Origin of the sequence: Erythrobacter sp. YT30, assembly GCF_001542875.1 — a bacterium.
Lineage (GTDB): Bacteria > Pseudomonadota > Alphaproteobacteria > Sphingomonadales > Sphingomonadaceae > Erythrobacter.
Window position 1 is genome coordinate 195,245 of the sequence record NZ_LMAF01000003.1, and the last position, 26,291, is coordinate 221,535.

Below are 26,291 nucleotides of genomic sequence, written 5' to 3' on the forward strand. Positions count from 1 at the left end.
GAGCTTTCCCGCGGTTTTTTGTATTAATCCGGTCAATCCGAAAGTGGCTTAGCCGCCCGATGTGCCATCGCTTGCAGAGCCTGCAGTTTGAATGACAGCGCCTTCTGGCACTTCCGTCACGTTTGCAGCGATCTGCTCTTCGGTGATGCGAACCATAAGCACGTCGTTCTCACCAAAAGCGAAAAATTCGCGCTTCAGAGTGATGATGCCGTCATCGCGCATGAGGATGTACTGATCGAGGTCTTTGTCGACGAGGTGGATCTTGCCCGCTGGCATGCCATCTGCGCTCATCACTTCGGCGCCGACGATCAGAGCAGCATCCATTTTCGCTTCGGCTTCAGCTTCGTCTGCTGCCATCATGGCGTTGAGATCAGCCTTGGTGGTGTTTGCAGTCCAACCGATTTCACGCTCAGCAAGAAGATCTGCTGGGAGCGGAACCTTGTATGAACCCGTATCGAGCGTCACGATCCCATCGACATTGCTGGTGATCGTGCCAACCGGAGCATCGTCATTTCCGTAAACAACCGTGCCTGCGTCTTGCGCGCTCGCTACGACTGAAGTGCCCGCGACGAGAGCGACTGCAAGTGCTACTTTACCAAATTTCATTTCCAAAATTCTCCTTGTATCCGGTTGTTTAGAGAGGAATGCGGCTGTGGGTCTCACGCGCGCTCAGCGCATGATGTGCCGTCAATGGCAATCAGAGGTGCGAGCACCTCGCATGAATAAGATCGAATCCCCACAACCACTTAATGCAACAACCGCGCGCTCTGTTCCCGATTGCGTGCGCTGGGTGTACTGAAAAGGGACAATGCGAGCCTTTCATTCGGTGGGCTGTGGTGTGTGGGCAAACGAGGCCAGGACGCTATTTGCCCAGTTCCTCTTCCAGCATGGCATCGACGCGATCCTTGCCAGGAAACCCCTCTTCGACCCAGCGCCGTTCGACCTTCTGAAGCGTTTTTGCGACATCAGGGCCTTTATCGACGCCGCGCGCGACGATCTCTCCGCCTTTCAATGGGAAGGTAGGGGGCTGCCAGTCGGAAAGCAGCTTTGCGTCAGCCCCAAGCAATAGCAGGCGATCAATCGCGAAGGGAGGCGTGATGGTATAGGCAAGGGCGCGAGGGTTGACCTGATCGTCATCATCGCGACTGACGGCTGATACCAATTGCGCTCTTTGCGCTTTTGAAAACCGCAGGCGTGCGGAAACGGTCTCGGCAATATCGGGCGAAGTTGGAAGCAGCGCTGCTAGGCGACGAACGGGATCGGGCGCGAAACCTTGCTGCTCCTCCTCTGCCATCAACCCAGCAAGATCGGCGATGAATGCATTGCAAGTCTCAGGCAAAATGACTTTCAGGACGCCGCGTTCGTGCATTCGCGCGATGGTAGGGTGGCAATCGGGCAGGGTGAGCAAACGGAGCAATTCATCAGACACGCGCTCACGGCTCAGGCCTTTCATCGTCTCGGCCATGTCCGCGCAGGCTTCCTCTGCCTCTTCATCGAGTTCCGCCCCGAAACGGGCCTGGAAACGGTAGTACCGAAGAATGCGCAAATGATCCTCGGCAATCCGATCGCGCGCCGAACCGATAAAGCGCACGCGCTGAGCTGCCAGGTCTTTGAGGCCGCCGAAATAGTCTGAAATCTCGAGCGTTTCGGGATGCACATACAGAGCGTTGATGGTGAAATCGCGCCTTGCCGCGTCTTCTTTCCATTCTTGCGCATACGCAATTGTCGCCCGCCGTCCGTCGGTCGCAACATCGCGGCGCAAGGTCGTCACCTCAATCGTGCAATCATCGAAAACAGCTGTGAGTGTGCCGTGATCGATACCTGTCGGGACGGTTCGAATGCCTGCCTTTGCGCAAAGATCGATCACGGTCTCTGGCCGGTGAGTGGTGGCGCAGTCGATGTCATTCACTTCGATATCGAGCAATGTGTCGCGAACCGCGCCGCCCACCCAGCGCATGTTTTCAGCGCCCAAGGCCGCAGTTAGCTGCGATAAAGCTTCGCGGCTTGTCCATGGTGCACGCGGCAAGGTGGGAGCGATCGGTTTGGGCATGGTACTGCCCCTTTAGATGCGCAGCTTTCCTGCGGCAATCCGCCTCGATAGGTTATAGCAAATGGCAGCGGTTACGCCCCAGATGCGAAACCCGTCATAGTGCATATCGAGATAGCGGCGATTGCGGCCCTTCCAAATGGTGCTGCGTTCAGTCCAGCATTCCGGATTGAGAAGGGTGGCAAGCGGCACTTCGAACCAAGCCTCGACTTCGTCTGCGTTGGCGACAAGCGGTAGGCCTGGCTCGATAACTCCAAGAACTGGCGTCACAATAAAGCCTGTTCCTGTGTGATAGGTGTCGGTTGTGCCGATCACTCTCACAGCTTCGCGAGGGAGCGCGAGTTCTTCATCTGCTTCGCGCAGGGCTGCGGCGACAGCGTCTTCGCCGGGATCAATCTTGCCGCCTGGAAATGCCACCTGTCCGGGATGATCGCGCATCGTTGTGGGACGCTGGGTCAGTAGCACGGTGGGGGCGTCATGCTCTACAACCGCAATCAACACCGCTGCTGGCGTGGCGCGGCCATCGGCAAGCTCTGCATCGGTCAAAAGACCATTGAGCTCTTCGCGATGCCCTTTTTCATAGAGCGCCGCGAGTTCATCAAACAGCGCGCTCACAGGGTCAGCCTGTCGCAATCAGGGAAAAGATCGCGCCCTGGCTCGTCACCAGCCAATCATCGCCGCTCGTCTCCATCGCGATCTCGGCCAATTGCGTGTAGGTGGAACGATTGAGGCGCGCCTCGCATCCGCGACGGACATGCAGATAGATGGCAGGCGTTTCCGGATCGCCTGCCGCACGCAGCCCATGATCGGGGCCAACCAGAACCAGTTCGTCGGTGTTCAGCCGAAGCGCGATTTCACCCTCCTTTGCGACGCAATCGACCGCGACAAAGGCGGCATCATCAACTTCGATGCTGAGCTTTTCGACCGGGGTCTGGAGCCAGTGTTGACCTGCCTCATCGCGGATGAGCAAAGACGAAAACGCGCGCACCATCGCCGGGCGATGGATTATACCACCCTCGTGATACCAGGTGCCGTCAGCAGCAATGCGCATATCGCTTTCCCCGATATGCTGCGGGGACCAGGTTTCGACAGGCGGGATTTTGCGCTGCGCTACTTCATCAGCGATCTGCGCAAGAGTGAGTTCAGCGAGGTAGGGTGGGGGATCGTATGGCATAGTGTTTGATGATCGATGGCAGAAGCGGGCGCACTGGGAAAGTGGTTATTGGCCGCTCATTCTCCCCAGGGGCCAAGCATGCCTTCAGCGGGCATGGCAGCAATGGCAGTGCCGCGCGCCAGCAGGCGTTCCTGTTCGTATGGTCCAGGGCAGCGCCAGCCGCCCGTCATTGCAGCGGAAAATCCCCAGCGCCCGTAATAGTCGGCATCGCCAATCAGAACCTGGGCAAGCGGGGTTTGCCCGTTGGCGGCAAGGTGTTTCTCAGCGTCCAGCATTGCCGCCATCAATCCGAGGCCAAAGCCTTCGCCCTGTCTTTCTGGTAGCACGGCAACAGGACCGACCATAATCAGCGGTACCGCGCGGCCTTCCTCATTGCGCGCCTTCTTTTCCCGCAAGGCAATAGGCCAGCACTGGATTGTGCCGACCAGCATTTCCTCCTCGTCAAGCGCGGCAAAACTGAGGGCATCGAGACACTCCATCCCAGCGCGAATGCGATAGGCAGTTCGCGCATGGCGATCAGCGCCGAACGCGCGGTCCAGCAGCGTCTCCACCATGGTGGGCTCCACGCTGGCGAGCGGGATCAGGGATGCTGTTTGAGAGGACATGGATTTGTAAGCGGATGATGTCGCAATGGCGCAGCGAATTAGATCTGCACTAACACCGTCACATGGTGAGCTTTAGCAGCCGACCTGCATCGCCATCTTCTGCAACCCAGATCGCGCCATCAGGCCCTTGTTCTATCGAACGCAACCTGCCGCCGACTTCGAGGCGTTCTTCTTCGCTCGCAGTGCCGTTCGACCCGTCAATCGCAACGCGCACTACTGCTTCCGACTTAAGGCCTGCGATCAGCGCATTACCTTTCCAGGGTGCAAACATATCGCCAGAATAGATGATCATGTCGCCCGGCGCGATCACCGGGGTCCAGTGCATCGCAGGTTTTGTGAAACCATCGTCTTCGGTGTGATCAGGAATGTCGACGCCGTTGTAATTGTCGCCATTGGAGCGGGTGGGCCAGCCATAATTTGCCGCGCGTTCAACGAGGTTCAATTCATCTCCGCCAGCTGGGCCGTGCTCAACTTCCCAGAGGCGGCCTTCAGCATCCCAATCCATGCCGAGGATATTGCGGTGGCCGTAAGACCAGATTTCGTCTGGCACTCCGCTTTCATCAGCAAAGGGATTGCCCTCTGCAGGTGTCCCATCAAGGTTCAGGCGAACCATGGTGCCAAGGGTATTGGTCTTGTCTTGCGCGGGATCCTGCTTTTGCCGGTCACCGCTCGCGATGAAAAGGTATTGCTCATCGGGTGAGACAAGAATGCGATGCGAATAGTGGCCGCGCCCGGTCACTTTCGGCGACTGGCGCCAGATAACTTCAAGCCCTTCGATCGCACACAAATCAGTCGCGTCGCAGGAAAGCGTCCCGCGTCCCAATGCTGCGCCGCGCGTTTCGCCGTCACCCATTTCGGCCCATGAGAGATAAATGGTGCGGCCTGTCAGTTCCTGATCCGCTTCTGATGGGAGAAAGGCAATATCGCCAAGCCCGCCTTGGCCGCCATAGGCTACTTCAGGTGCGCCGCTTACCGTTCCAATTTCGCCGGTCGATGTGTCCATGATTTTCAGGACGCCAGCTTTTTCCGTGATGAACATGACGCCCGTGCCAGGCGCAAACTCAATCGCCCATGGCTCTTCAAACACGCCCATGGTTTCAACCGAGAAATCGCCAGCGCTGCTTCGCGTGTCGGCGCTATCCCCGGTTTCGGCATTGCTGCAGCTTGCGACCATGATGGCTGGGAGTGAGAGAGAAAGAGCGAGTTTCGAAGAGACAGTCATGGATCAAACAACTCCGGATAAACCTGTTGGCACCGCTGCCAAATCGCGCCCTGTTATCATCGGAGTGGATGAAGCGGGCAGGGGCCCATTGGCAGGGCCCGTTGTTGCAGCAGCGGTGGCTGTTGGCGCTCATCTACCCGCAGGGTTGGCGGATTCCAAGGTGCTTTCCGCAAAGCGCCGTGCAGGGCTCGATATCGCCATCCGGGAAAAGTGCGTATGGGCCGTTGCCGTGATCGAGCCTGCCGAAATTGATCGGGTAAACATCTTTCAGGCCACGATGCTCGCCATGACGCGGTGCGTGCGCGACCTGGCGGCTCAACTGGACGGGCAGCAATGCGAAGTCTTGATCGATGGAAATCAAACGCCGAAGGGCCGATGCGAAGAATGGCGATGGCGCGCCCGCGCGATTGTGGGCGGCGACGCGGTAGAGCCGGGTATCAGCGCAGCGTCCATCATCGCAAAGGAATGGCGCGATCGCATGATGATCGAGGCGGCTAAAGACCATCCGGAATATGGGTGGGAACGGAACAAGGGATATGGAACGAAAGAGCATATGGAAGCGTTGCGCGTTCATGGTCCCACACCCCTGCATCGCCAATCATTCGCACCCGTCGCGCAAGCGTCTTTGTTTTAAGGCTCCTCACGCCTAAACGCCCGCGATGCTTCAAGCCATTCTTCTCAGTCTTGCCGGCCTTGTCGGCCTTGCGATCGGCGGTGAGCTGCTGGTTCGCGGCGCTGTGGGCATTGCGCAGAAACTGGGCGTGTCGACGCTTTTTACCGGGCTTGTGATTGTCGGTTTTGCAACAAGCATGCCCGAAATGGTGGCCAGCGTTCAGGCCAGCCTTGCAGGTTCCCCTGAGATTGCGTGGGGCAATGTGGTGGGGTCGAACCTCGCCAATACTCTCTTGATCCTTGGCGCGACGGCCCTCGTCATGCCCATTGCTCTGACAGGGACCGGGCGGCGCGATGCCGTGGTCGCTCTGGGTGCGACTTTGCTATTGTGGGGTTTGGCGATTGCGCAAGTCGGATCGATCTGGATTGGTGCAGGCCTGCTGCTTGCAATCCTCGTCTACATCATCTGGCGATATCGCCACCCAGGCGCTGCTGGCATGGATGAGGATGCGGACGAGGCCCCCACTGTGCTGTGGATTGCCATCGTGCTGTTCGTCGCGGGGCTTGGCGTTCTTATCGCAGGCGGCAACGCGCTTGTGACAGGCGCAATCGATCTGGCGACAATCTTCAACGTGCCAGAAACCGTCATCGGCCTCACCGTTGTCGCTGTGGGGACAAGCCTGCCGGAACTTGCAGCATCCGTTGCAGCGGCCTTACGCGGCAAATCGGGGCTCGCACTGGGGAATGTGGTCGGCTCCAATATCTACAATATCCTGCTGATCGGCGGAGCAACCATGAGCATCGCTCCGCTGCCCCTTCCGGCTGAGCTGGCAGGCCTGCAGATGGCATTGCTCACCGCTAGCGCAGCGATCTTGCTACTGATCTTGTGGAAAGCGAGCAGCATCGGGCGTGTGATCGGTACAGCGCTTCTGACAGCATTCGTGGCGAACACCGCCTTCGTTTTTGCATGAAGTGGCCGAATGTTGAGCGTGATTGAGCGTTCACAAAAGATTTTTCAATATTTCGAGTCCGCAAGGTCACAGTTTCGTGACCCCCTCTATGTCGAGTCCCGCCAAACGCCGGAGACTCCACATCTTGTGGGTTCTTAATTCGTTCCGCAGGGTGATCTCGAGTCTTTACGAGCCATTAACCATAACTGCCTCAAAAACAGCGCTTGACGCGGAGTCCTCGGAGACTCCATGCCTGTGGATAAGTGCTGGAATCCCGATCTGGGACAGAGATTTGAGGCGAGCAAGATGGGCGTGATTGAGACAGGGAAATTGAAACCGGCAGGCGTTGCGAAAGCGCCCAAGGTTGCCGATGCGCGCCCCATTCCGGGCCTTCCGCTGGGTACGATCCTTGGCGGCGATTGCGTTGAGGCAATGCGCACTCTGCCCGACAACAGCGTCGATCTCGTATTTGCTGATCCGCCTTACAATCTGCAGTTGGGCGGCGATCTAAATCGACCCGATGGAAGCCAGGTTGATGCTGTCACCGATCACTGGGATCAGTTCGACAGTTTCCGCGCCTATGATGAGTTTACCCGCGCTTGGCTTGCCGAAGCGCACCGCGTTCTGAAACCAGACGGATCGCTATGGGTCATTGGCAGCTATCATAACATCTTCCGCGTGGGTGCGGCGGTTCAGGACATGGGTTTCTGGATCCTCAACGACATAATCTGGCGCAAGACCAATCCCATGCCCAATTTCAAGGGCACCCGGTTCACCAATGCGCACGAGACATTGATCTGGGCAAGCATGGGCGAAAAATCGCGCTACCACTTCAATTATCGCGCGATGAAGACGCTCAATGATGAACTGCAGATGCGCAGCGATTGGGTAATGCCCATCTGTTCAGGCTCGGAACGGCTAAAAGAAGACGGCAAGAAAGCGCACCCAACGCAAAAGCCTGAAAGTCTTTTGTACCGCGTTTTGCTCGCAACGACCGAAGCAGGAGATGTCGTGCTCGATCCCTTCTTTGGAACGGGCACTACTGGTGCCGTTGCCAAGCGACTTGGTCGGCAATGGGTGGGCTGTGAACGCGAGGAATTCTATCAGAATATTGCGTATAAACGCATAGAGAAGGAACTTCCTCTCGACGAAAGCGCTCTTAAGACAATGCAGTCACGAAAATCCGCGCCCCGGGTCGCCTTCGGGACGTTGGTGGAAACCGGACAGATCGCGCCCGGCACAAAGGTGTTCGACAAGAAACGCCGCTGGGTCGCGATCGTCCGGGCCGATGGTTCGCTTGATTGCAATGGGCAGACTGGCTCGATCCACTCACTGGGCAAGGATTTGCAAGGCGCGCCAAGCTGTAATGGCTGGACATTCTGGCATTACGAAAAGGGCGGTGAAGTGGTGCAGATTGACGCTGCGCGACAGCTCCATCTGCTGGCCAGCGAAGATTAAATCTCGATTTAAAACCTATTCAAAATTCCGCGCTATGGTATGCCTTTCCGTTAAAAATAGGGAGGGGTTCCAGAAATGTCGCTCACACAATCGCTTAGCTTGCCTTGCGGCGCGCAGCTTCCGAATCGCCTGGCCAAGGCCGCGATGACGGAAGGGTTGGCCGATGCGCGGGGCATTCCCACCGAGGAGCTTGAAAGACTGTATGGCATCTGGTCGGATGGCGGCTGCGGGATGCTGCTTTCGGGCAATATCCAGATCGATCGCGACCATCTGGAGCGGCCCGGCAACGTCATAATTGACCGCGAATTGGACAATGATGAGCGCGCTGTTTTCCAGCGCTGGACAAACGCTGCAACGCGCAATGGCAATCATTTCTGGGCCCAGATCAGCCATGCGGGAAGGCAGACATTTTCGACTATCAATCCGCATCCCAAAGCGCCGTCGGCGGTGAAGTTGGGCCTACCAGGCGGACAGTTTGGAGAGCCAGTTGCACTTGAAGATGCGGAAATTGAAGAGATCATAGCTGGCTTCGTGAGGGCGGTTCGGATCTCCAAGGAAGTCGGCTTTACCGGCGTCCAAATCCACGCAGCGCATGGCTATCTCATCTCGCAATTCCTAAGCCCACGCTCCAACCAGCGCGATGATCGCTGGGGTGGGAGCCTTGAAAATCGTGCCCGCCTGCTCCTTACCGTGATCGAACAATCGCGCGCAGAAGTGGGTGAAGCTTTCCCGATCAGCGTCAAACTCAACAGCGCGGATTTTCAAAAAGGCGGATTTGAATTCGAAGACAGCCTTCAGGTCGTCACCTGGCTGCAGGAACGCGGCGTTGATCTGATTGAGATATCTGGCGGCACCTACGAACAACCCAAGCTGCTCGGCATTGAAGGGATGGAGCCTGCCGACAATCCCGGCGTCGCATCCTCAACGGTCGCGCGGGAGGCATACTTTGTCGATTTCGCAAAGGCGATGAAGGATGCTGTTGATGTGCCGCTGATGGTCACCGGCGGTTTCCGCAGCAGGGCGGCGATGGAACAGGCAGTTTCGAGCGGCGCTGCCGACGTGGTGGGCCTTGGCCGTCCGCTATGCGTCCAGACCGATGGCGCAAAACGCATCCTTGAAGGCGCTGACCAATTGCCGAGCGCTGAAAAAACGCTGTCATTGCTACCCGGCGCGCTCAAGTTTCTTGAAGGGATCAAGACGGTGCGAGCCATGGCAGGGTTTGCCACGCAATTCTGGTTCTACATGCAGATCTACGCTCTGGGTAGGACCGGGCGTACAGACCCCGATCTTTCCGTTTTCAAGGCCTGGCGATCGGTTGAAAAAGAGCATGCTCAAAGGTTGAAAGCGAGCCGCGCTTAGACGCTCGCAGCGCTTTTGATCGCTGCTAAGAGACGCCCCTATCCTGCTGTTAATGTTAGGTTTAGGTTGAGTTTCGGCCTTGCTCACACCGCCTCATTTGCGGCACGCCTCACCTTTTACTGACAATCATTTGCAACTTATATTCAGGTTACTTCGTATCATAGGGCATCCCGGTTCAATCACCGGGATTGGACGGGAAAAACTGTTCTGCGGCTCGTCCCCACTAACACCGGGCCGCACCCCTAAGGAGAATACCATGTCTATTCGTACAATTGCTCTTGGCGCAGTAGCTATGAGCGCGTTGGCGATCCCCTCAATTGCCCAGGCACAAGATGATGACGGCGGCATTTACGTCGGCGTAAGCGGCGGCGTCGCTCTGCCAAGCGACAGCAACAATTCCGGCGAGTTTGACGCCACTGTGCCTGCCACCCCCGATTTCGGTGAGATTCCCGCCGGGACTGAACTTGCTTGGGAAACCGAGAACGACACCGGCTTCGCGATTTCTGGTCAGATTGGCTATGATTTCGGCAACGGTTTCCGTGCTGAACTGGAAGGCACGTACAACGAATACAATGTCGACACGCACACCGGTCTGACCGTCGGCGGTGCCAACATCGACGCTGTGGACGTTGCCGTGCTCACTCGCGGCACGCCCGACGCTGCAAACCCGACAGTGGGTGCCGTGATTGCCGACGGGCAAGGTGATGTTTCGAACCTCGGCATCTTTGCCAACGTGTTTTATGACATTCAGACCGGCAGTGGTTTCAAGCCCTATGTCGGCGCCGGTGTCGGCTATCAGTCGACTGACGTTGAATACAGCCCATCAGGCGTGCTTGTTGGCGATGATAGCGACGGTTCGTTCGCGTATCAGGCGATGGCCGGCGCAAGCTTTGAGCTTTCCGAGCAAGCTGAGATTTTTGGCCAGTATACCTACCGCTCCAACTTCAGCGATGCCGATATCGAGCTTGACCTGCTGCCAGCAACGCTTGGCGTTGAAAGCGCGCAGTCGATCATTTCGGCGGGTGTCCGCTTCAAGCTTTGAAGTCAAAGTTGAAAAGAAACGAGTTATGAAGAGGAGCCGGGCGGAAACGTCCGGCTTCTTTTTTGTGGGCGCATGAGCGCGGCCAAGTTGCTCGATACAGCCAGGCTGAGTAAGCCCGGAGCGATGAGCAGCGCAGCAATCTACCTCCATCCCATTGGCCTCAGCGCCTCTCCGCAATCCGAAGCGGGAGAGGAAGGTCCGGCATCAATCCGGCTCGCAGGCTCAATGGCTTATGCCAGCCGGTTTGCGCTGGTGGTGCGCGAGGATGGAGCGGTGACGCATCGCCGCGTCTTCGGATTGAAGGACGCGGACGGCGCTCTCAATGAGCCGGGCGGTACATTGTCTGAGGAAGCGCGCGCGCAGTGGGCCAATCTCCAAAAAGCGCATGAGCCATGGGATGTCGGTGCGCGCACTATCCGGTACGATCAGCCGCAAGTGATGGGCATCCTCAATGTGACGCCTGATAGTTTCTCGGACGGCGGTGAATTCGACACAGCGGAGGCGGGGCGAGAGCATGCCGCTGCTATGCTGGAAGCAGGCGCGTCGATCATCGACATAGGCGGGGAAAGTACGCGCCCCGGCGCGCAGGCCACTTTCGAAGGCGACGAGATTGAGCGGGTGATCCCGGCGGTCGAATATTGCACCAGCATGGGTGCAGCAATCAGCGTCGATACGAGGCGCGCAGGCGTTTTGGAGGCAGCGTTGGAAGCTGGCGCGCAGATCGCCAACGACGTTTCCGCTATGCGGTACGATCCGCGCATGAGCGAACTTGCCGCGAACTCCGGCTGTCCCGTCATCCTCATGCACGCGCCGGGTGCTGGCGAAAACCTGCACGATGGCGGCGAGTATCTAGATGTGGTGAGCGAAGTGTTCGACTTCCTGAAAGACGCACGCACCAAAGCAATCGCAGCGGGGATTGCGGAACATCACATCATGCTCGATCCCGGTATCGGCTTTGGCAAATCTCTTGGCGATAACCTCGCGCTGATGAATGCCTTGCCGCTGTTCCATGCCCTTGGATCGCCACTCATGGTGGGCGCGAGCCGTAAGCGGATGATCGGCGCGCTGAGTCGCGAAGAAGATGCGGATCAACGCCTCGGCGGATCCATTGCCCTTGCGATGCGCGCCATGGAGGCGGGCGTCCATGTGTTGCGGGTCCACGATGTTGCAGAAACCGTTCAGGCTCGAAATGTATGGCGCGGATTGCGCGATGCAGCGCTGACCGATTTCAGCCAATTGCCAGCCATTTAATCCGTGCCCTTCGCTCCGCGTCGCAATTGCGTCATGAAGCAACCATAAGAAATGCCTGATCATTCAATTCAAGGAAACGTCGATGCGCCGTCTTTCGATCTTCGCCGCTGCTACCACTGCTATCGCTGCACTCGCCACATCGCCTGTGACTGCCGATGATCATGGCGAAGTGCCGCTGTCAGCCGAAGACCTCTTGGCGCCGTACTACGCGAAGCTTTCGAAAAGCGTTGAATTGCCTGTCGCACCGGCCAATGCATCGCTTGCGTCCGATGCTGTCATCACCCGCCTCGCCTTTGGCAGCTGCAATCACCAACTGCGTTCGCAAGCCATATGGAGCAAGATTGCGGCAGCTGATCCGCAGCTGTTCCTGTTTATCGGCGACAACAATTATGGCGATCAAAGGTGGGCGGGCGATGCGTCGCTGGGCACGCTGCGTGATGCCTATGGGGTGCAGGCGAACACCCCGGAGCTGGCCGATTTTATGGCCAAAGTCCCCATGATGGTGACCTGGGATGATCACGATTTCGGCTTTAACGATGGCGGGGCAAATTTTGCCCACCGCGGGTGGGCCGAGACGATCTTCGAGACTTTCTGGAATTCGTCAGAAGAAGTTCGCTCGCGCCCCGGCGTTTATGAAAGCCGGATTTTCGGCCTTGAAGGGCAGCGCACCCAGGTGATTGTGCTCGACACCCGTTTCTTTCGTTCTGAGTTTGATCGAATTGAATACACGCCCGATTGGCCGCCGCTTGGCCCCTATGTGCCGAGCGAAGATGCTTCGAAGACGATGCTGGGTGACGCCCAATGGAACTGGCTTGAGCAAGAGCTCGCCAAGCCTGCCGATTTCCGGATCATCGCTTCCTCCATTCAAGTTTTGACCGACGCGCATAATTATGAAAGCTGGGAAGCGCTGCCTCTGGAGCGCGCGAAGCTTTACGAGATGCTGGCAAACCGCGAGGAAAGCGGGATGGTTCTTCTCTCAGGCGATCGCCATGCAGGCGGCATCTACGCGGATGCTACGCCAGAAACCAAGGGCGAAATGATCTGGGAGCTCACCAGTTCATCGCTCAACTATTCATTTTCGAGCACCGAACGGAACACGGCCCGCGAACCCGATCCCAAACGTCTTACTGACTTTATATCTGAGGAGAATTTTGGCTTGATAGAGATCGATTGGGACAATCGCACTTTCACCATGTCAATGCGCGGCAGCGAGGGTGAAGAGCGGGTGACGCGAACGGTCGAATGGTAAGCTAAAGCGTAAAGCCCCCATCATCGACCAACACATGACCGGTGAGATTGGGGGCGGCATCGCTCAACATATAGAGGATGTTCTGAGCCGTTTCTCGCGACGTTGCGAAGCGGCCGAGAGGCGTCGTCTTCGCCATATTGGCAATGACAGCTTCCCGCCCGTGTTTTGCCACGGCAGCGACAAAATCAGGCCCGCTTTCCCAGATCGCCGTGTCGACGCCGCCGGGTGCAATTGCATTGACGCGGATTTTGGCGACAGCGTTTTCAGCCGCTGCCATCCGTGCCATATGAGCAACGGCTGCCTTGGATACGCCATAGGGCCCTGTCCCGGGGACTGGTTTAACCCCAGTGCTTGAGGCGGTAATCACAACGCTTCCGCCATTGCCTCCGTCGCGCATCGCCCGAATCGCTGAGCGCATGGTGAGAAATGCACCGTCGAGGTTCACATCCATCACGCGCCGCCACTCGGCCATCGTGATATCTGCAAGCGCGCCGCCCGTGCCAATCCCGGCATTTACAACAGCGTGATTGAGACCTTCCAACTGCGGCCCAAGATCATCCCACAAAGCTTCATCTGCAACGCTGCCCGTGATGCGCACAGCCTCGCTTTTGCCAAGATCAAGCGCAGCCATACCCGCCTCGTCCACATCCACGAGGATAAGCTTGGCAGCGCCGCGTTCGGCAAGCAATTCAGCGCAGGCAGCGCCGATCCCGGACGACGCGCCCGTGACAAGCGCGATGCGTCCTTCAAAGTCTGCAGGATTTGTCATGGCGCGGGCCTTAGCCCAACGCTGCGCGCAATCAAGCTACGTTGTCGATGCCAAGGTCGCTGAGCTTGCGATAGAGCGTCGAACGGCCAATGCCCAAACGCCGCGCCACCTCTGTCATACGGCCGCGATAATGGCCGATGGCAAGACGAATGACGTCCGCCTCGATCTCTTCGAGCGGACGCAGATTACCGTCTTCGGTGTAGAGCATCACGCCCACACCTTCGTGGAGGTGATTGGTGGCGTTCTCTTTCTGATCGCCCAGAAGCTCGGACAGTTGCGGGAAGCTCTCGTCAGTAAGCGAATCGCCCTCGCAATAGACGGCCGCGCGGAACAACACCGATTGCAGCTGTCGAACGTTGCCCGGCCAATCGAATGCCGAAAGCAGCGCGAGTGCGTTGTCGGAGACTGAGAGATGCTTCAATCCCGGCTGTTCACCAATGCGCGCAAGGAAGTGGCGCGTCAGGGCGGTGATATCGCCGGTGCGCTCCCTCAGCGGAGGAATGGCGATCAGCGTGGCGCCAAGTTTCTTGGCGAGATCTTTTTCGAACTGACCGGCTGCGACCAGCGTTTTGAGCGGGAAATTACTTGCGGTCAGCAGGCGCACATCAATGCGGAAACCGTGCGCGGCGCCAACGGGACGAACGATCCCGGTGTCGAGCGCTTCGGCAAGGCGTTTTTGTACGGGAGCGGGCAACCGGTCCACTTCGTCCAGAAGCAAGGTGCCGCCATCGCAGTGCTGCATTGCGCCTATCTGGCGGTCAAATGCGCCGGGAAAAGCGTTTGGTTCATGCCCGAACAGCACGGATTCGATCGAATTGGGCGGAACACTTGCGACATTGATGACCCGCAACGCTTCTTTTGAGCGCGGCGAGGATGCGTGCATGGCGCGCATCAGCATTTCTTTGCCCGTGCCGCTTTCCCCTTCGATCAGGACGTGGCCGTGACCGCGAGCCGCTTTGGCAGCTTTCGCAAGCGCGGTGCGAAAGCCTGGCGCGGTGCCAATCATCGCATCAAAATCGAGGCTCGCTGACATCTTCTCCGTGAGCGGTGCAAGCTCATCGCGTGGTGCTTCGCGTGTTGTCACTGCACGAAGCGCTTCCATCAGACGGTCAGGCGAAACGGGTTTGACGAGGTAATCGCTCGCACCTGCTCGCATCGCTTCAACTGCAAGCAGCGGCGAAGCGCTGGTCGTCAGCATCAAAATGGGGAGGGCAGGTCGACGCTCTTTAAGTTCTGCAATCAGCGCGCAGGCATCATCGCCCGGCACCCATTGATCAAGAAGGATCGCGGACAGCTGCATGCCTTCACGCGTGCCCAACGTGGCAATCGCGGTGTCAGCATCAGGCGCAACCAGTGTGCGCCAGCCTTCACGCGCAGCGATTGCCGAGATTAGCCGCGACTGTGCAGGCTCATCATCGATCAACATGACCAGACGCGCGTCTGTTTGCTGTTCTGTCTCCGCCATGATTGGCAAGGACCCTCCGATGCCCCGGCAATCGTCCCGGGGTGAAACGTTCGTCGGGCATAGAATCATCGAGTAAATACGGTGTTAAGGCTGTTAGTCCCGATGCACGTCTCGACCCATTCTGAGCCGCTCCTTCAGCGCGGCCAGCCGCAAGCCCTGACTTTGCGTGACTGATAAATGAGTGAGCTTGAGCCCTCGCACGCCGTTCGGTACGGGAACATGAACGGGATGAAATTTTATAAAGGATTTAACAATTTGGCGGGTTTTGGCAGGGGCCCAGTCTTGGGTCTAACGGACAATGCAACCCCGCATCCAACAAGGCTTGCGGTAAATTTGTCGCAACCTTATGCCCACCTCCCCGTTGTCTAGTGTGATAACGGATGGTTTAAGCAAGCTTTCGGTAACCAATTGGGATCCGAAATCAGACATCAAACTTGGTTGAAGAGGGAAAACTCACACAATGAGCACGCATGACATGGAAAAGGCGCGGGAGACCTATGGTGGCTTCATGAGCGCGCTGAAATATTCCATCCCCGTTATCGCCGTGATCGTTCTTTTCGTGATCTCGCTGATCGCTGACTAGGGATCGATAACGCATCGGAGAGATAAAGAGCCTGGCCAAAGAGCCGTTAACAGGGGCGCATTTGTGAAAATTGCCATTTTGAAAGAGCGCAGCGCGGGTGAAACGCGCGTTGCGGCGACGCCGGAAACGGTCAAAAAGTTTGCCGGCCTTGGCAATGAACTTTTCGTCGAAAAAGGCGCTGGCCTCACTGCTTCGATCACCGATGAAGCCTACACCGAAGCGGGCGCGAGCGTTGGCACGGCAGAATCCACGGTAAAGGACGCTGATATTGTTCTCGGCGTTCAGGCACCCGAGGTGGAACTGCTGAAAGGCGCAAAATCGGGCGCCATGATCGCGGCCTTGTTCGATCCCTTTCAAAAAGGCGATCTGGTCAAAGAGTACGCGAAGGCAGGGTTTGAAGCGCTGTCGATGGAATTCATGCCGCGCATCACGCGTGCGCAATCAATGGATGTCCTGTCCAGCCAATCGAACCTTGCCGGCTATAAGGCGGTTCTGGCGGCAGCGGATACCTATGGCCGCGCTTTCCCGATGATGATGACAGCGGCTGGCACTGTGCAGGCCGCCAAATGCTTTATCATGGGTGTGGGCGTTGCAGGGCTTCAAGCGATTGCGACCGCGCGGCGGTTGGGCGCTCAGGTATCTGCCACCGATGTTCGCTCTGCCACCAAGGAACAGATCGAAAGTCTTGGCGCTAAAGCGATCTTTGTCACCGATGTTGAAGGGATCGAAGGCGAAGGTTCAGGCGGTTATGCCACCGAGATGAGCGATGAGTACAAGGCTGCTCAGGCAAAGCTGGTGAGCGAGCACATCGCCAAACAGGACATCGTCATTACCACCGCACTGATCCCCGGACGCGCTGCGCCGGTGCTGATCACCGATGCGCAAATCGCGACGATGAAACCGGGCAGTGTGATCTTTGATCTTGCCGCCCCGCAAGGAGGCAATGTCGAAGGCTCTGAACCTGACAAGACGGTCGAAAAGCACGGCGTCAAAATCATCGGCTTTGCCAACACGCCAGCGCACCTTGCCGCGGACGCATCCGCGCTGTTTTCACGCAACCACTTCAACTTCCTCTCTGCCTTCTGGGACAAGGAAGCGGGCAAGCCCGAACTCGATGAAGAGATTGGTGATGCCATTCGTCTGACGAAGGGCGGCGAGATCGTGAATGAAAGGCTGAATGGGTGAATTTCGAGGCAGCGCGCGAATTCGTCACGAAGCATAAATGGTGGGTGGCGGCCCTGCTGGTTGTCGTCGCAGGATACACCTTTGGGAAGGATATGGCGCTGCGCGACAACGCACGCGATGTCGATCAAATCAGCGCAGGGGCGCAAGTATAATGGACTTTATCTCAATCCTTTCGATCTTCGTGCTGGCGTGTTTCGTCGGCTATTACGTGGTCTGGTCGGTCACGCCTGCGCTCCACACGCCTTTGATGGCGGTGACCAATGCGATTTCTTCGGTGATTATCGTCGGCGCGCTGATTGCGGCTGCTGAGGCAAGCAGTCCTATTGCAAAATATCTCGGCTTGTTCGGGGTGGTTCTTGCGAGCGTGAATATCTTTGGCGGCTTTGCCGTGACTGAGCGAATGCTGGCGATGTACAAGAAGAAGGAGAAGTGAGGATGGAAAAGCTCACCTCCGTCATCCCAGCGAAAGCTGGGATCTCGTTCGGCCCGCTCCGCGCCCGATATTTAGCGATCCCAGCTTTCGCTGGGGTGACGACTTTTCTTGCGACGCCAGCTCACGCGGCGACGGGCGATACGGGTACACCTGCCTGGGCTATGCTCGCCTATCTCGTGGCCGGCGTGTTCTTCATCCTCGCACTTCGCGGGCTGTCCAGCCCTGCCACCAGCCGCGCGGGCAACCGGTACGGGATGGTCGGCATGGTGCTGGCGGTGGGGACAACGCTCATCACCCACCAGCTTGCGACTTGGTATGAAATAGCGATTGCCATCGGGATTGGCGGCGCGATTGGCTTTGTCATTGCGCGCAAGATCGCGATGACATCCATGCCGGAGCTGGTCGCTGGTTTTCACTCGCTGGTTGGTCTTGCCGCGGTTGTCGTGGGGCTTGCAGCTTGGCTGAACCCGGCGGCTTTCGGAATAACTGATGATGCGGGTCAAATCCTGCTGGTCAGCCGGATTGAGCTTGGCCTTGGTATCGCCATCGGCGCGATCACGTTTTCAGGTTCGGTCATCGCCTTCCTCAAACTATCGGGCAAAATGAGCGGGTCGCCGATCCTGCTTCCTGCCCGCCATGTCATCAATCTTGGCACGCTTGCTGCGATCCTCGGGCTTGTCGGCATGTATGCTGTCTCACCCGAAGGTGGAGCAGGTGAGGGCTGGATGATCCCGGCGATCACAGTGCTCGCTTTTGCCATTGGCTTCCTGCTGATCATCCCCATTGGCGGCGCGGATATGCCGGTCGTTGTCTCGATGTTGAACTCGTATTCGGGTTGGGCAGCGGCGGCGATGGGCTTCACGCTCGGCAATTCGGCGATGATTATCACCGGCGCTCTCGTTGGCTCGTCGGGTGCAATCCTTTCCTACATCATGTGCAAGGCAATGAATCGCAGCTTTATCAGCGTGATTGCGGGCGGCTTTGGTGCGGATGACAGCGGGGGTGTGAGCGGCGAGCCCCGCGAACAGCGTCCTTACAAGCAAGGCAGCGCGGATGATGCAGCTTTCATGTTGGAGCAGGCCGAAAAGGTCATCATCATTCCCGGATACGGCATGGCGGTCGCGCAGGCCCAGCACGTGTTGCGCGAAATGGCGGATGCGCTGAAAGAGAAAGGCGTCGACGTCAAATATGCGATCCACCCCGTGGCAGGCCGGATGCCAGGGCATATGAACGTGTTGCTGGCAGAGGCAAACGTGCCCTACGATGAAGTGTTCGAACTGGAAGACATCAATTCAGAATTCGCGCAAGCCGACGTCGCCTTCATCATCGGCGCGAATGATGTGGTGAACCCAGCGGCGAAAACCGACAAGTCGTCGCCAATCTACGGCATGCCCGTGTTTGATGTTGATAAGGCAAAGCAAGTCTTCTTTATCAAGCGTTCTATGGGCGGTGTCGGCTATGCGGGCGTTGATAACGATGTGTTCTATATGAACCAGACCGTGATGCTTCTCTCGGACGCAAAGAAGATGGTCGAGGAAATCGTCAAAGCCTTGGACTAAGCTCAATTCGGGAGGGGATTGATCGATGAAATGGGTGATTGCTCTGCTGCTTGTGTGCGCAGGTTTGGCGGGCGGCTATCTGCTGTTCAGCCGCGATGGTGTGGTTGAGCAGGTCACCGAAGCGCGCGTTGAACAGGCCTTGCTCGACAACGGCCTTCCCATACCCATGGCCGAATGCATGGCCCCGCGTCTAGTGGACCGGTTGACCATCACCCAATTGCGCAAACTCGAACGCTTCGCTCCGCAAGAGGGTGAGGGCTCTGTCCCAAGCTCCACCGGAGAAGCGCTTGGTCGGCTGCGCCGGGTCGATGATCGCGAAGCGATTGAGACAGTGGTGACGGTAGCAGGTGGCTGCGGTTTTGATCTGATGATGCAAGGGCTTTGATCGCGCGATGAAGTGGGCTCTGCGCATCGTATTGGGCTTGACCGTGGTGCTGGGCATTGCGTTTCTGCTGCTCCGCACGCCTGACACCGACCCCGCTGAAATGCGCGCAAAATATGGCGGCGAACCTTCGCAATTTGTCGAGATAGGCAACGGCGTGAAAGTGCACCTTCGCGATGAAGGGCCAAGAGATGCGCAGGCCATCGTGCTCCTGCACGGATCCGCAGCCGATCTTCACACTTGGGAGCCGTGGGTGGAAGGGCTCAGCGATACTTTCCGTGTCATTCGCTTCGATCAGGTTGGCCACGGGCTGACCGGGCCCGATCCTGAAGGCGATTACTCGCTCGACAATTTCGTATCCGATATCGATGAAGTCGCCGACAGCTTGGGGCTCGAGACATTCATCCTGGCGGGCAGCTCGATGGGCGGCTCGCACACGGCGGCCTATGCGATGGCGCACCCTGAACGTCTTGCCGGCGCGGTACTCGTCGGGGCGAGCGGCGCTCCCGTTCGAGGCGATCGAACATCCAGCCTAACCTACAAGCTCGCGCAGACGCCCGGCATCAATCAGATCATGGCGCAGATCACACCGCGTTCCATGATCGAAGACTCCTTTGAAGAGATGGTCAGCAACAAGACGATCATGACCGATGACGTCGTCGATCGTTATTGGGAATTGCTGCGCTATCCCGGCAATCGTGAGGCAACCATTGCCCGCTTTTCCAACCCCCGCACTTCGTTCGAAGCAGAACAGCTGGCCAAGGTGAACGTGCCCGCTCTCATCCTGTGCGGAGAGGAGGATCCGCTGATCCCGATGCCGTCATGCAATTGGTATGACGAGAATTGGCCGCGCTCCAGAATGGTCAGCTATCCGGGTATCGGCCATTTGCCTCACGAAGAAACGCCGGAGGCCACTTTGGAAACGCTCAAAGAGTGGATGATGAATCTGTCGGAAACCACGTAAACCCCTCAAAAGCCTTCGGGTTTATCCTTCACTGGACTGTGGCAAGGCTTCATCGCTACACCCTGCTGAATTGATTTGCAGATTCGAGGGCCACTTTGCGCAAACTGGGTTTAATCGGCGGTATGAGCTGGGTCTCAACCGCGCTGTATTACGAGCGGATCAACCGCTTCATCCAGAAAGGCGCAGGTCCCATGGCGAGCGCGCCACTGTTGATCGAAAGCCTCGATTTCACCGAGCTGCACGGATTGAATTCAGACGAAGATTGGTCACGCGCAACCGAAGTGCTCGTTGCAAGCGCCAAACGGCTTCAGGATGCCGGGGCAGAGGCGCTGCTGATTGGCGCGAACTCGATGCACCGGGTCTACCGTGATATCGAAGCCGAGGTCGATGTTGAGATCATTCATATCGCCGAATGTGTCGGGATGAAGCTCAAAGCATCGGGCATCAAGAATGTCGCTCTGCTCGGCACGCGCAATGTCATGACCGAAGGGTTCTACCGGCGCCGCCTGGTAGCACACGGGATCGATATCCTTCCGCCCGACATGGGCAATGTCGAAACGCTCGACCGGATCATCTACGATCAGCTTATGGTCGGGAAGATCAGGCGCGATTCCGAACGCGCCTTAAAAACGATCATCACCAACAAGGAGCAGGAAGGAGCCGACGCGATAGTGCTCGCCTGCACCGAACTTGATCTGATCGTCGACACCAAGGCGAACGTCCTGCCAGTGTTTGATTCGACCGTAATCCATTGCGAAGCAGCGGCTGAATGGATTCTCGGCTCCGACGAAGTTAACTAGTCCGCAACTCAACCCTATGCCGGAACGGTTGGTCGCAGGGCTCTCTATTTGGGGGATGCGGCGAGGCCTTGGGCTCTCTACGTGCCGTCATGAATTTGTAGTCTTTCTGTACCGCTGCAAATTCCGGGCTCTCGGGTCGCTTTGCCGATAGCCCGGGGCCGCTTGCCAACCCCAAATTCTGCCGGGCGAGCGGCCCCTCGACCCTTTTTAAAACCGCGAAACTGCGCCGTTAAGGCTTTCGGATGGACAGAATGTCCACAAGCGCGCCGAGCGTTGCCAATCTGTTCGCCTTGAGCCGTTTTCGGCGCTGTCCTAGGTCGCTAACCCATTATGACACGCGCCGCCTACGCTGCTGATCCACATGCACCCAGCGAGCGCGGCTTTGGCGGCCGCGAGTTCGATGGCGGCGGCAGCATCGAAGGCTCTACTGAGCGACGCGGCCCGCGCACCGCATTCCAGCGTGATCGTGATCGCATCATCCATTCGATGAGCTTTCGCCGGTTGAAAGCGAAAACGCAGGTCTTCATCGCGCCCGACGGCGATCACTATCGCACCCGCTTAACCCACAGTCTGGAAGTCGCGCAGATTGGCCGAGTATTGGCGCGCGCGCTGGGTTTGGATGAAGACCTCACCGAAGCTTTGTGCCTCGCGCATGATCTGGGTCATCCTCCATTCGGACATGCTGGCGAAAACGCGTTGTCAGAAGCGATGGCCATGTTTGGCGGATTTTGCCACAACGCGCAGGCGCTTCGCACGGTCATGCGGCTGGAAAGTCCCTATCCGCTCCACGATGGATTGAACCTCACCTGGGATCTTCTAGAAGGGCTCGCCAAGCACAATGGCCCGGTTGAAGCGCCAAACTGGGCGCTCGCGGGGCTGGACGCGGCATTTCCGCTTGATTTGGGTACATGGCCATCATTGGAAGCGCAGATTGCCGCGATCAGCGATGATATCGCGTATGACAATCACGATATTGACGACGGCTTGCGCGCAGGCTTTCTGGATCTTGATGACCTGCTTGAAATGGATTTCCTCAGCGATCAATGGCGGATGGTCGAAAAACGCTTTCCCTCCGCGCCAAAAGACCGTCTGTTGCGCGAGCTTGTGCGGGGACAGATTGGTTTGATGGTGAATGATGTGCTGGAACATACGCGGCGCGAGGTGAAGGGAATGACTTCGGTCGATAACGTGCGCGCGGCGGGTCGCCAATTGGCCAGCTTTTCACCCGAAATGGCAGCGCATGAGCGTGAGCTTAAAGCCTTCATGTACGATAAGCTTTACTTCCATCCCGAACAAGTTGCTGCCGCCGCAAAAGCGCGCGATGCAGTGGCACGGTTGTTTGCCGCTTACTCGCAGGATGCGAGACTGATGCCGGCCGAATGGCGCGAGCGCCTCCCTGAAGAACAACCGGCGCGCGCGCGGTGCATTGCGGATTTCATCGCCGGGATGAGCGACAGATTTGCAATGAACCAGTGCGCAGAGATTTACGGCGAAGTGCCCAATGGATTGACCAATGTCTGAGACCACGGGCGAATATTTCCGCAAGGCCGATGCCGAGGCAACAAAGACGCCCGTGCGCATTGGTCTTGTCGGCGCAACGGGCCTGATCGGTCGCCGTGTCATTCACATTTCAAGCCACAGCGAGACGGCCCGCATCGTCGGCATCGCTCGACGCGAGATTGAAATGCCTGTCGGAACGCGCATGGAAGTGTTTGTCGCATCGTCCGACAAGTGGGGCGAGGTTTTCGAAGCGGTTCGCCCACGCGCTTTGATTTGCGCACTTGGCACGACGCTTAAAAAAGTGGGCGGGGACGAAGAAGCTTTTCGAGCGGTTGATCAGGAAATGGTGCTGAACACCGCCAACGCTGCGCACGAAGCGGGCGTGCCCAATCTCGTGCTGGTGAGCGCCGCAGGTGCCAATCCCGGATCGAAAAATTTCTACATGCGCGTCAAAGGCGAAACCGAAATGATGGTTTCGAAAGTCGGCTTCAAGCGGCTCGACATTTTGCGGCCCGGTCTTTTGAAAGGCGCGCGCAATGATGATTTCCGCATGGCGGAAGGGATTGCGAAAACGCTTAGCCCTATCATTGATCCATTGCTGCCGAAGAAGTGGGAAATGTTCCGCTCGGTTGATGCTGATCTGGTGGCAGAGGCAGCGCTTGGTCTTGCAATCAGGCGCGCGCAGGGCCGCTTTACTCACGATAATGACGCGATGAAGCGCGCGGCCCGCGAATGGCGGATGAAGGCTGGAATTCCCGAAAAGGAAGAGGAAGACTGATGGATTGGAACCCGGTCTTTGGCGCGGTCAACATGCTCGCTCTTATCGCCTGGATCGGGCTCATTTTTCTACCGCGATGGCCCGCGCTGTTATCAGCTGTTCTTTACGTCGGGGTCGGGCTGTTGTGCCTCATCTATTCGGTCGGCCTCATCGGCATAGCCACCGGTATGATTTCGCCGGGATCAGACGCTGGCAGTTTGGACATCTCCTCGATTGAAGGTGTGCGAGCGTTTTTCGCGAGCGATGGCGGATTGACCGTGGGCTGGACGCACTACCTCGCATTCGACTTATTCGTCGGGCTATGGATCGCGCGCGATGGCGATGCAAAAGGCGTCAATCGTTTCATTCAGGCACCCATTCTGTTTGCAACGCTGATGGCGGGGCCATTGGGCCTCTTGATCTGGCTGATCGTGCGCGAACCGGCAGCGCGCGCCCAAGGGCGATTTCGCTGACGTAACGCGGTGTGCAATTCGCTGGACCTTGGCCGGGCGAATGGCTTAATCCTGCGGATCAACGACATAACGGGCAGAGAGATATCTATGACGGCAGAAGCGCACCACGGCTTTACCACCTTCGATCAATTCCTGCATTTCTGGGCCAAAGAGCGGCCAGATGCCACGGCTCTGGAGGAAGGGGACAGGCGCTTCACCTATGCCGAAACTGATGAACTCACTCGGCGCATCATTACCTGCCTTCAAGATCGCGGGATCGGGAAGGGCGATCGGATCAGCTGGCTTGGCAAAAACTCCGATATCTACTTTCTGACCCTTTATGCCGCAGCGCGGATGGGTGCGGTGATGGCTCCCATTGGCTGGCGGCTAGCAGCTCCCGAGATCGGCTATATCCTTTCAGACACCGGTGCAAAGCTGGTGGTTGCAGGCGATGATTTTGTTGAGACAGCATCACAGGTCGCCGGTTCCCTTTCCACATCACCGCAAGTGGTTCGGGGTGAGGATTTCCTCGAAGAAGCGCGCGCTGCTTCCCCTGCTGAATATACGCCAGTTGATGCCGATGCGCCCGTCCTTCAGCTCTATACATCGGGCACAACGGGCAATCCAAAAGGCGTGCAACTCTCCAACGCGAACCTGTTCAGCCTGCGCAAGCCAAGCATTGACGCGCAGCTTCCATGGCAGAATTTCCAGCCAGACGATTGTGTTCTCATCGCAATGCCATGCGCGCATATCGGGGGCACGGGTTCCGCGCCTATCAGTGTGAGCAACGGTGTAAGGTTGTTGGTGCAGCCCGAATATACGCCGCAAGGCGCGCTGGAAGCGATTGAGAGCGGGGCGACGCTCTTGTTTCTCGTCCCTGCCGCAATCCAGATGATGGTCCAGCATCCTCGGGCCAAAGAGACCGATTTTTCAAATCTGCGCTATCTTATGTATGGCGCTGCGCCCATGCCGCTTGAGCTTTTGAAGGAGGCCGTGCGCACCATGCCCGATACCGGCTTTATGCAGGTTTATGGCATGACGGAGACGACCGGCACGATATCGCTGCTGCCGCCCGAGGATCACGACCTTGAGGGCAACGAGCGTATGCGATCTGCGGGCAAAGCTGTTCCCGGCGTGGAAATCGAAGTGCGCGGAGAAGGCAACAAGGAAATGCCACGCGGCGAAATCGGTGAGATTTGCATCAAGTCGCCCTCTAATACGGCGGGATACTGGAAGCTGCCTGAAGCCACTGCGAGCACGATTGACGATGATGGCTGGCTGCACACCGGCGATGCCGGGATCATGGACAACGATGGCTATGTTTACATCCAGGACCGGATCAAGGACATGATCATTTCAGGCGGCGAGAATGTATATCCTGCCGAAGTGGAAAGCGCGATCTATGGCCATCCAGCCATTGCCGAAGTCGCGGTGATTGGCATTCCGAGCGAGAAATGGGGCGAGGAAGTAAAAGCCTGCTGCGTCGCCAAGCCGGGCATGGAAATCGAGGAGGCCGACGTGATCGCTTACACGCGAGAGCGGATCGCAGCGTTCAAGGCTCCCAAAAGTGTCGACGTTATTCCTGAAATGCCGCGCAATGCATCTGGCAAAATCCTTCGCCGACAATTGCGCGCTCCCTACTGGGAGGGGCAAGAGCGGCAGGTCGGGTAGCGGCGAAATTCCTAAGGAACGCCGATGTCAAACAAGGCGAGCATGGATGATGTGAGCGAGCAAGGCGCAAAGCAGCACGCGCCCGCAACCTTGCGCAATCGCGATGCCATCCTTGGCGTGTTGCGGCAGGAATTACCCGAATGGGGCGTTGTGCTTGAAATTGCCTCTGGCAGCGGCGAACATGCGATCTATTTTGCGGAGAACATGTCTGCGCTAACCTGGCAGCCGAGCGACCCCGATCCGGGTGCCTTGGCATCGATTAAGGCTTATGGAGCGGAGTATCCGGGCGTGAATTTGCGTGAACCGGTGCGGCTCGATGCATGCGCCGCGACATGGCCGATAAAGCGCGCCGATGCGATGGTGTGCATCAATATGGCGCACATCAGCCCGTGGGCGTCGACCGAGGGCCTGTTTGATGGCGCGGCCAGAACGATGGATGCGCCGGACGCGCCCCTCATCCTCTACGGACCATACTTTGAGAACAATGTGCAAGCTGCGCCGTCAAACCTTCAGTTCGATGTGAGCCTGAAGTCGCGCAACCCCGATTGGGGTATCCGGCGGATTGAAGACATGGATAAGGTCGCCGAACAAAACGGCTTTATTCGGACAGCTCGTTTCGAAATGCCTGCGAACAACCTGTCGCTGGTCTACCGCAGGCAATAGCGCGATCAATCGATCGCGCGCTCACCCGCTTCGCCAACGGATTGGATATCTTCACCAACGCCTTTGACAGTGTTGCATGCAGCCGTGGCAAGCAGCAGCGCCGACATGGCGGCAGTGATTACGGTGTTGCGGATCATCG

General features: G+C 57.7%; 29 protein-coding genes. 20 read left to right on the plus strand and 9 right to left on the minus strand.

Annotated elements, in window-relative coordinates; genetic code table 11:
* Positions 1-48: 48 nt before the first annotated feature.
* From AUC45_RS14725 to AUC45_RS14750, 6 genes are all read right to left on the minus strand, one after another.
* Positions 49-606: a hypothetical protein gene (locus tag AUC45_RS14725; protein ID WP_067604273.1), complete on the minus strand. Its 558-nt coding sequence runs from the start codon at positions 604-606 to the stop codon at positions 49-51.
* Positions 607-862: 256 nt separating this feature from the next.
* The gene (locus AUC45_RS14730; RefSeq protein ID WP_067604275.1) at positions 863-2,050 is read right to left on the minus strand and encodes a CCA tRNA nucleotidyltransferase; all 1,188 of its coding nucleotides are present in this window, start codon (positions 2,048-2,050) and stop codon (positions 863-865) included.
* A gap of 12 nt (positions 2,051-2,062) precedes the next feature.
* Positions 2,063-2,662, minus strand: a complete 600-nt coding sequence (locus tag AUC45_RS14735; RefSeq protein ID WP_067604279.1) for a CoA pyrophosphatase — start codon at positions 2,660-2,662, stop codon at positions 2,063-2,065.
* Positions 2,663-2,666: 4 nt separating this feature from the next.
* Positions 2,667-3,221: a DUF1285 domain-containing protein gene (locus AUC45_RS14740; protein ID WP_067604280.1), complete on the minus strand. Its 555-nt coding sequence runs from the start codon at positions 3,219-3,221 to the stop codon at positions 2,667-2,669.
* A gap of 56 nt (positions 3,222-3,277) precedes the next feature.
* Entirely contained in the window at positions 3,278-3,826 is a 549-nt protein-coding gene (locus tag AUC45_RS14745; RefSeq protein WP_067604281.1) for a GNAT family N-acetyltransferase, read from the minus strand.
* Between the two features lie 58 nt (positions 3,827-3,884).
* Positions 3,885-5,048, minus strand: a complete 1,164-nt coding sequence (locus tag AUC45_RS14750) for a PQQ-dependent sugar dehydrogenase (protein WP_067604282.1) — start codon at positions 5,046-5,048, stop codon at positions 3,885-3,887.
* Between AUC45_RS14750 and AUC45_RS14755 the strand changes: the two genes are divergently transcribed.
* The 7 genes from AUC45_RS14755 to AUC45_RS14785 all read left to right on the plus strand — a co-directional run bounded on the left by AUC45_RS14755 (position 5,047) and on the right by AUC45_RS14785 (position 12,969).
* Positions 5,047-5,682: a ribonuclease HII gene (locus AUC45_RS14755; protein WP_067604284.1), complete on the plus strand. Its 636-nt coding sequence runs from the start codon at positions 5,047-5,049 to the stop codon at positions 5,680-5,682. The two genes, AUC45_RS14750 and AUC45_RS14755, sit on opposite strands and share 2 nt — an antisense overlap.
* A 25-nt stretch (positions 5,683-5,707) precedes the next feature.
* Positions 5,708-6,631 (plus strand): calcium/sodium antiporter, encoded by a 924-nt coding sequence (locus AUC45_RS14760; protein WP_067604286.1) that lies wholly within the window; start codon positions 5,708-5,710, stop codon positions 6,629-6,631.
* Between the two features lie 285 nt (positions 6,632-6,916).
* The gene (locus AUC45_RS14765; RefSeq protein WP_067604581.1) at positions 6,917-8,068 is read left to right on the plus strand and encodes a site-specific DNA-methyltransferase; all 1,152 of its coding nucleotides are present in this window, start codon (positions 6,917-6,919) and stop codon (positions 8,066-8,068) included.
* A gap of 75 nt (positions 8,069-8,143) precedes the next feature.
* Positions 8,144-9,427 carry an NADH:flavin oxidoreductase/NADH oxidase family protein gene (locus tag AUC45_RS14770; protein ID WP_067604288.1) on the plus strand — a complete coding sequence of 428 codons (1,284 nt, stop codon included), beginning with the start codon at positions 8,144-8,146 and terminating at the stop codon, positions 9,425-9,427.
* A 256-nt stretch (positions 9,428-9,683) separates the two neighbouring features.
* Positions 9,684-10,469, plus strand: a complete 786-nt coding sequence (locus AUC45_RS14775; RefSeq protein ID WP_082701209.1) for an outer membrane protein — start codon at positions 9,684-9,686, stop codon at positions 10,467-10,469.
* 123 nt (positions 10,470-10,592) lie between these two features.
* Positions 10,593-11,720: a dihydropteroate synthase gene (gene folP / locus AUC45_RS14780; RefSeq protein WP_067604583.1), complete on the plus strand. Its 1,128-nt coding sequence runs from the start codon at positions 10,593-10,595 to the stop codon at positions 11,718-11,720.
* Positions 11,721-11,802: 82 nt separating this feature from the next.
* Positions 11,803-12,969 (plus strand): alkaline phosphatase D family protein, encoded by a 1,167-nt coding sequence (locus AUC45_RS14785; protein WP_067604291.1) that lies wholly within the window; start codon positions 11,803-11,805, stop codon positions 12,967-12,969.
* Position 12,970: 1 nt separating this feature from the next.
* Here AUC45_RS14785 and AUC45_RS14790 read toward each other — a convergent pair whose 3' ends face one another.
* Together AUC45_RS14790 and AUC45_RS14795 are read right to left on the minus strand one after the other, a co-directional pair.
* Entirely contained in the window at positions 12,971-13,738 is a 768-nt protein-coding gene (locus tag AUC45_RS14790) for an SDR family NAD(P)-dependent oxidoreductase (protein ID WP_067604293.1), read from the minus strand.
* Positions 13,739-13,769: 31 nt separating this feature from the next.
* Positions 13,770-15,203 carry a sigma-54 dependent transcriptional regulator gene (locus AUC45_RS14795; protein WP_067604295.1) on the minus strand — a complete coding sequence of 478 codons (1,434 nt, stop codon included), beginning with the start codon at positions 15,201-15,203 and terminating at the stop codon, positions 13,770-13,772.
* Positions 15,204-15,663: 460 nt separating this feature from the next.
* On the opposite strand from AUC45_RS14795, the gene AUC45_RS16130 reads away from it, so the two are divergent.
* The 13 genes from AUC45_RS16130 to AUC45_RS14850 all read left to right on the plus strand — a co-directional run bounded on the left by AUC45_RS16130 (position 15,664) and on the right by AUC45_RS14850 (position 26,152).
* Positions 15,664-15,786, plus strand: coding sequence for a hypothetical protein (locus tag AUC45_RS16130; RefSeq protein ID WP_255356327.1), 123 nt, complete (start codon positions 15,664-15,666; stop codon positions 15,784-15,786).
* A gap of 63 nt (positions 15,787-15,849) precedes the next feature.
* Entirely contained in the window at positions 15,850-16,971 is a 1,122-nt protein-coding gene (locus AUC45_RS14800; protein ID WP_067604297.1) for an NAD(P) transhydrogenase subunit alpha, read from the plus strand.
* On the plus strand, positions 16,968-17,123 hold the full coding sequence (locus AUC45_RS15805; RefSeq protein WP_156423898.1) for a hypothetical protein: 156 nt from the start codon (positions 16,968-16,970) through the stop codon (positions 17,121-17,123). Before AUC45_RS14800 ends, AUC45_RS15805 begins: the two co-directional genes overlap by 4 nt.
* On the plus strand, positions 17,123-17,404 hold the full coding sequence (locus AUC45_RS14805; RefSeq protein WP_067604299.1) for an NAD(P) transhydrogenase subunit alpha: 282 nt from the start codon (positions 17,123-17,125) through the stop codon (positions 17,402-17,404). Before AUC45_RS15805 ends, AUC45_RS14805 begins: the two co-directional genes overlap by 1 nt.
* 161 nt (positions 17,405-17,565) lie before the next feature.
* On the plus strand, positions 17,566-18,963 hold the full coding sequence (locus AUC45_RS14810; RefSeq protein WP_067604585.1) for an NAD(P)(+) transhydrogenase (Re/Si-specific) subunit beta: 1,398 nt from the start codon (positions 17,566-17,568) through the stop codon (positions 18,961-18,963).
* 25 nt (positions 18,964-18,988) lie between these two features.
* Entirely contained in the window at positions 18,989-19,348 is a 360-nt protein-coding gene (locus tag AUC45_RS14815) for a hypothetical protein (RefSeq protein ID WP_067604301.1), read from the plus strand.
* 7 nt (positions 19,349-19,355) lie between these two features.
* Entirely contained in the window at positions 19,356-20,309 is a 954-nt protein-coding gene (locus tag AUC45_RS14820) for an alpha/beta fold hydrolase (protein ID WP_067604303.1), read from the plus strand.
* Between the two features lie 95 nt (positions 20,310-20,404).
* Positions 20,405-21,109: an aspartate/glutamate racemase family protein gene (locus AUC45_RS14825; RefSeq protein WP_067604305.1), complete on the plus strand. Its 705-nt coding sequence runs from the start codon at positions 20,405-20,407 to the stop codon at positions 21,107-21,109.
* Between the two features lie 330 nt (positions 21,110-21,439).
* On the plus strand, positions 21,440-22,630 hold the full coding sequence (locus AUC45_RS14830) for a deoxyguanosinetriphosphate triphosphohydrolase (RefSeq protein WP_067604307.1): 1,191 nt from the start codon (positions 21,440-21,442) through the stop codon (positions 22,628-22,630).
* On the plus strand, positions 22,623-23,387 hold the full coding sequence (locus tag AUC45_RS14835) for an NAD(P)H-binding protein (protein WP_067604309.1): 765 nt from the start codon (positions 22,623-22,625) through the stop codon (positions 23,385-23,387). Before AUC45_RS14830 ends, AUC45_RS14835 begins: the two co-directional genes overlap by 8 nt.
* A complete protein-coding gene (locus AUC45_RS14840) occupies positions 23,387-23,839 on the plus strand; it encodes an ABA4-like family protein (protein WP_067604311.1) in 453 nt (150 codons plus the stop codon). The genes AUC45_RS14835 and AUC45_RS14840 overlap by 1 nt, the downstream gene beginning before the upstream one ends.
* An 87-nt stretch (positions 23,840-23,926) precedes the next feature.
* Positions 23,927-25,489 carry a fatty acid--CoA ligase gene (locus AUC45_RS14845; protein ID WP_067604586.1) on the plus strand — a complete coding sequence of 521 codons (1,563 nt, stop codon included), beginning with the start codon at positions 23,927-23,929 and terminating at the stop codon, positions 25,487-25,489.
* Between the two features lie 24 nt (positions 25,490-25,513).
* Positions 25,514-26,152, plus strand: coding sequence for a DUF938 domain-containing protein (locus tag AUC45_RS14850; protein ID WP_067604313.1), 639 nt, complete (start codon positions 25,514-25,516; stop codon positions 26,150-26,152).
* Positions 26,153-26,157: 5 nt separating this feature from the next.
* On the opposite strand, the gene AUC45_RS14855 is transcribed toward AUC45_RS14850, so the two are convergent.
* Positions 26,158-26,289 carry an entericidin A/B family lipoprotein gene (locus AUC45_RS14855; RefSeq protein ID WP_067604314.1) on the minus strand — a complete coding sequence of 44 codons (132 nt, stop codon included), beginning with the start codon at positions 26,287-26,289 and terminating at the stop codon, positions 26,158-26,160.
* Positions 26,290-26,291 lie beyond the last annotated feature (2 nt).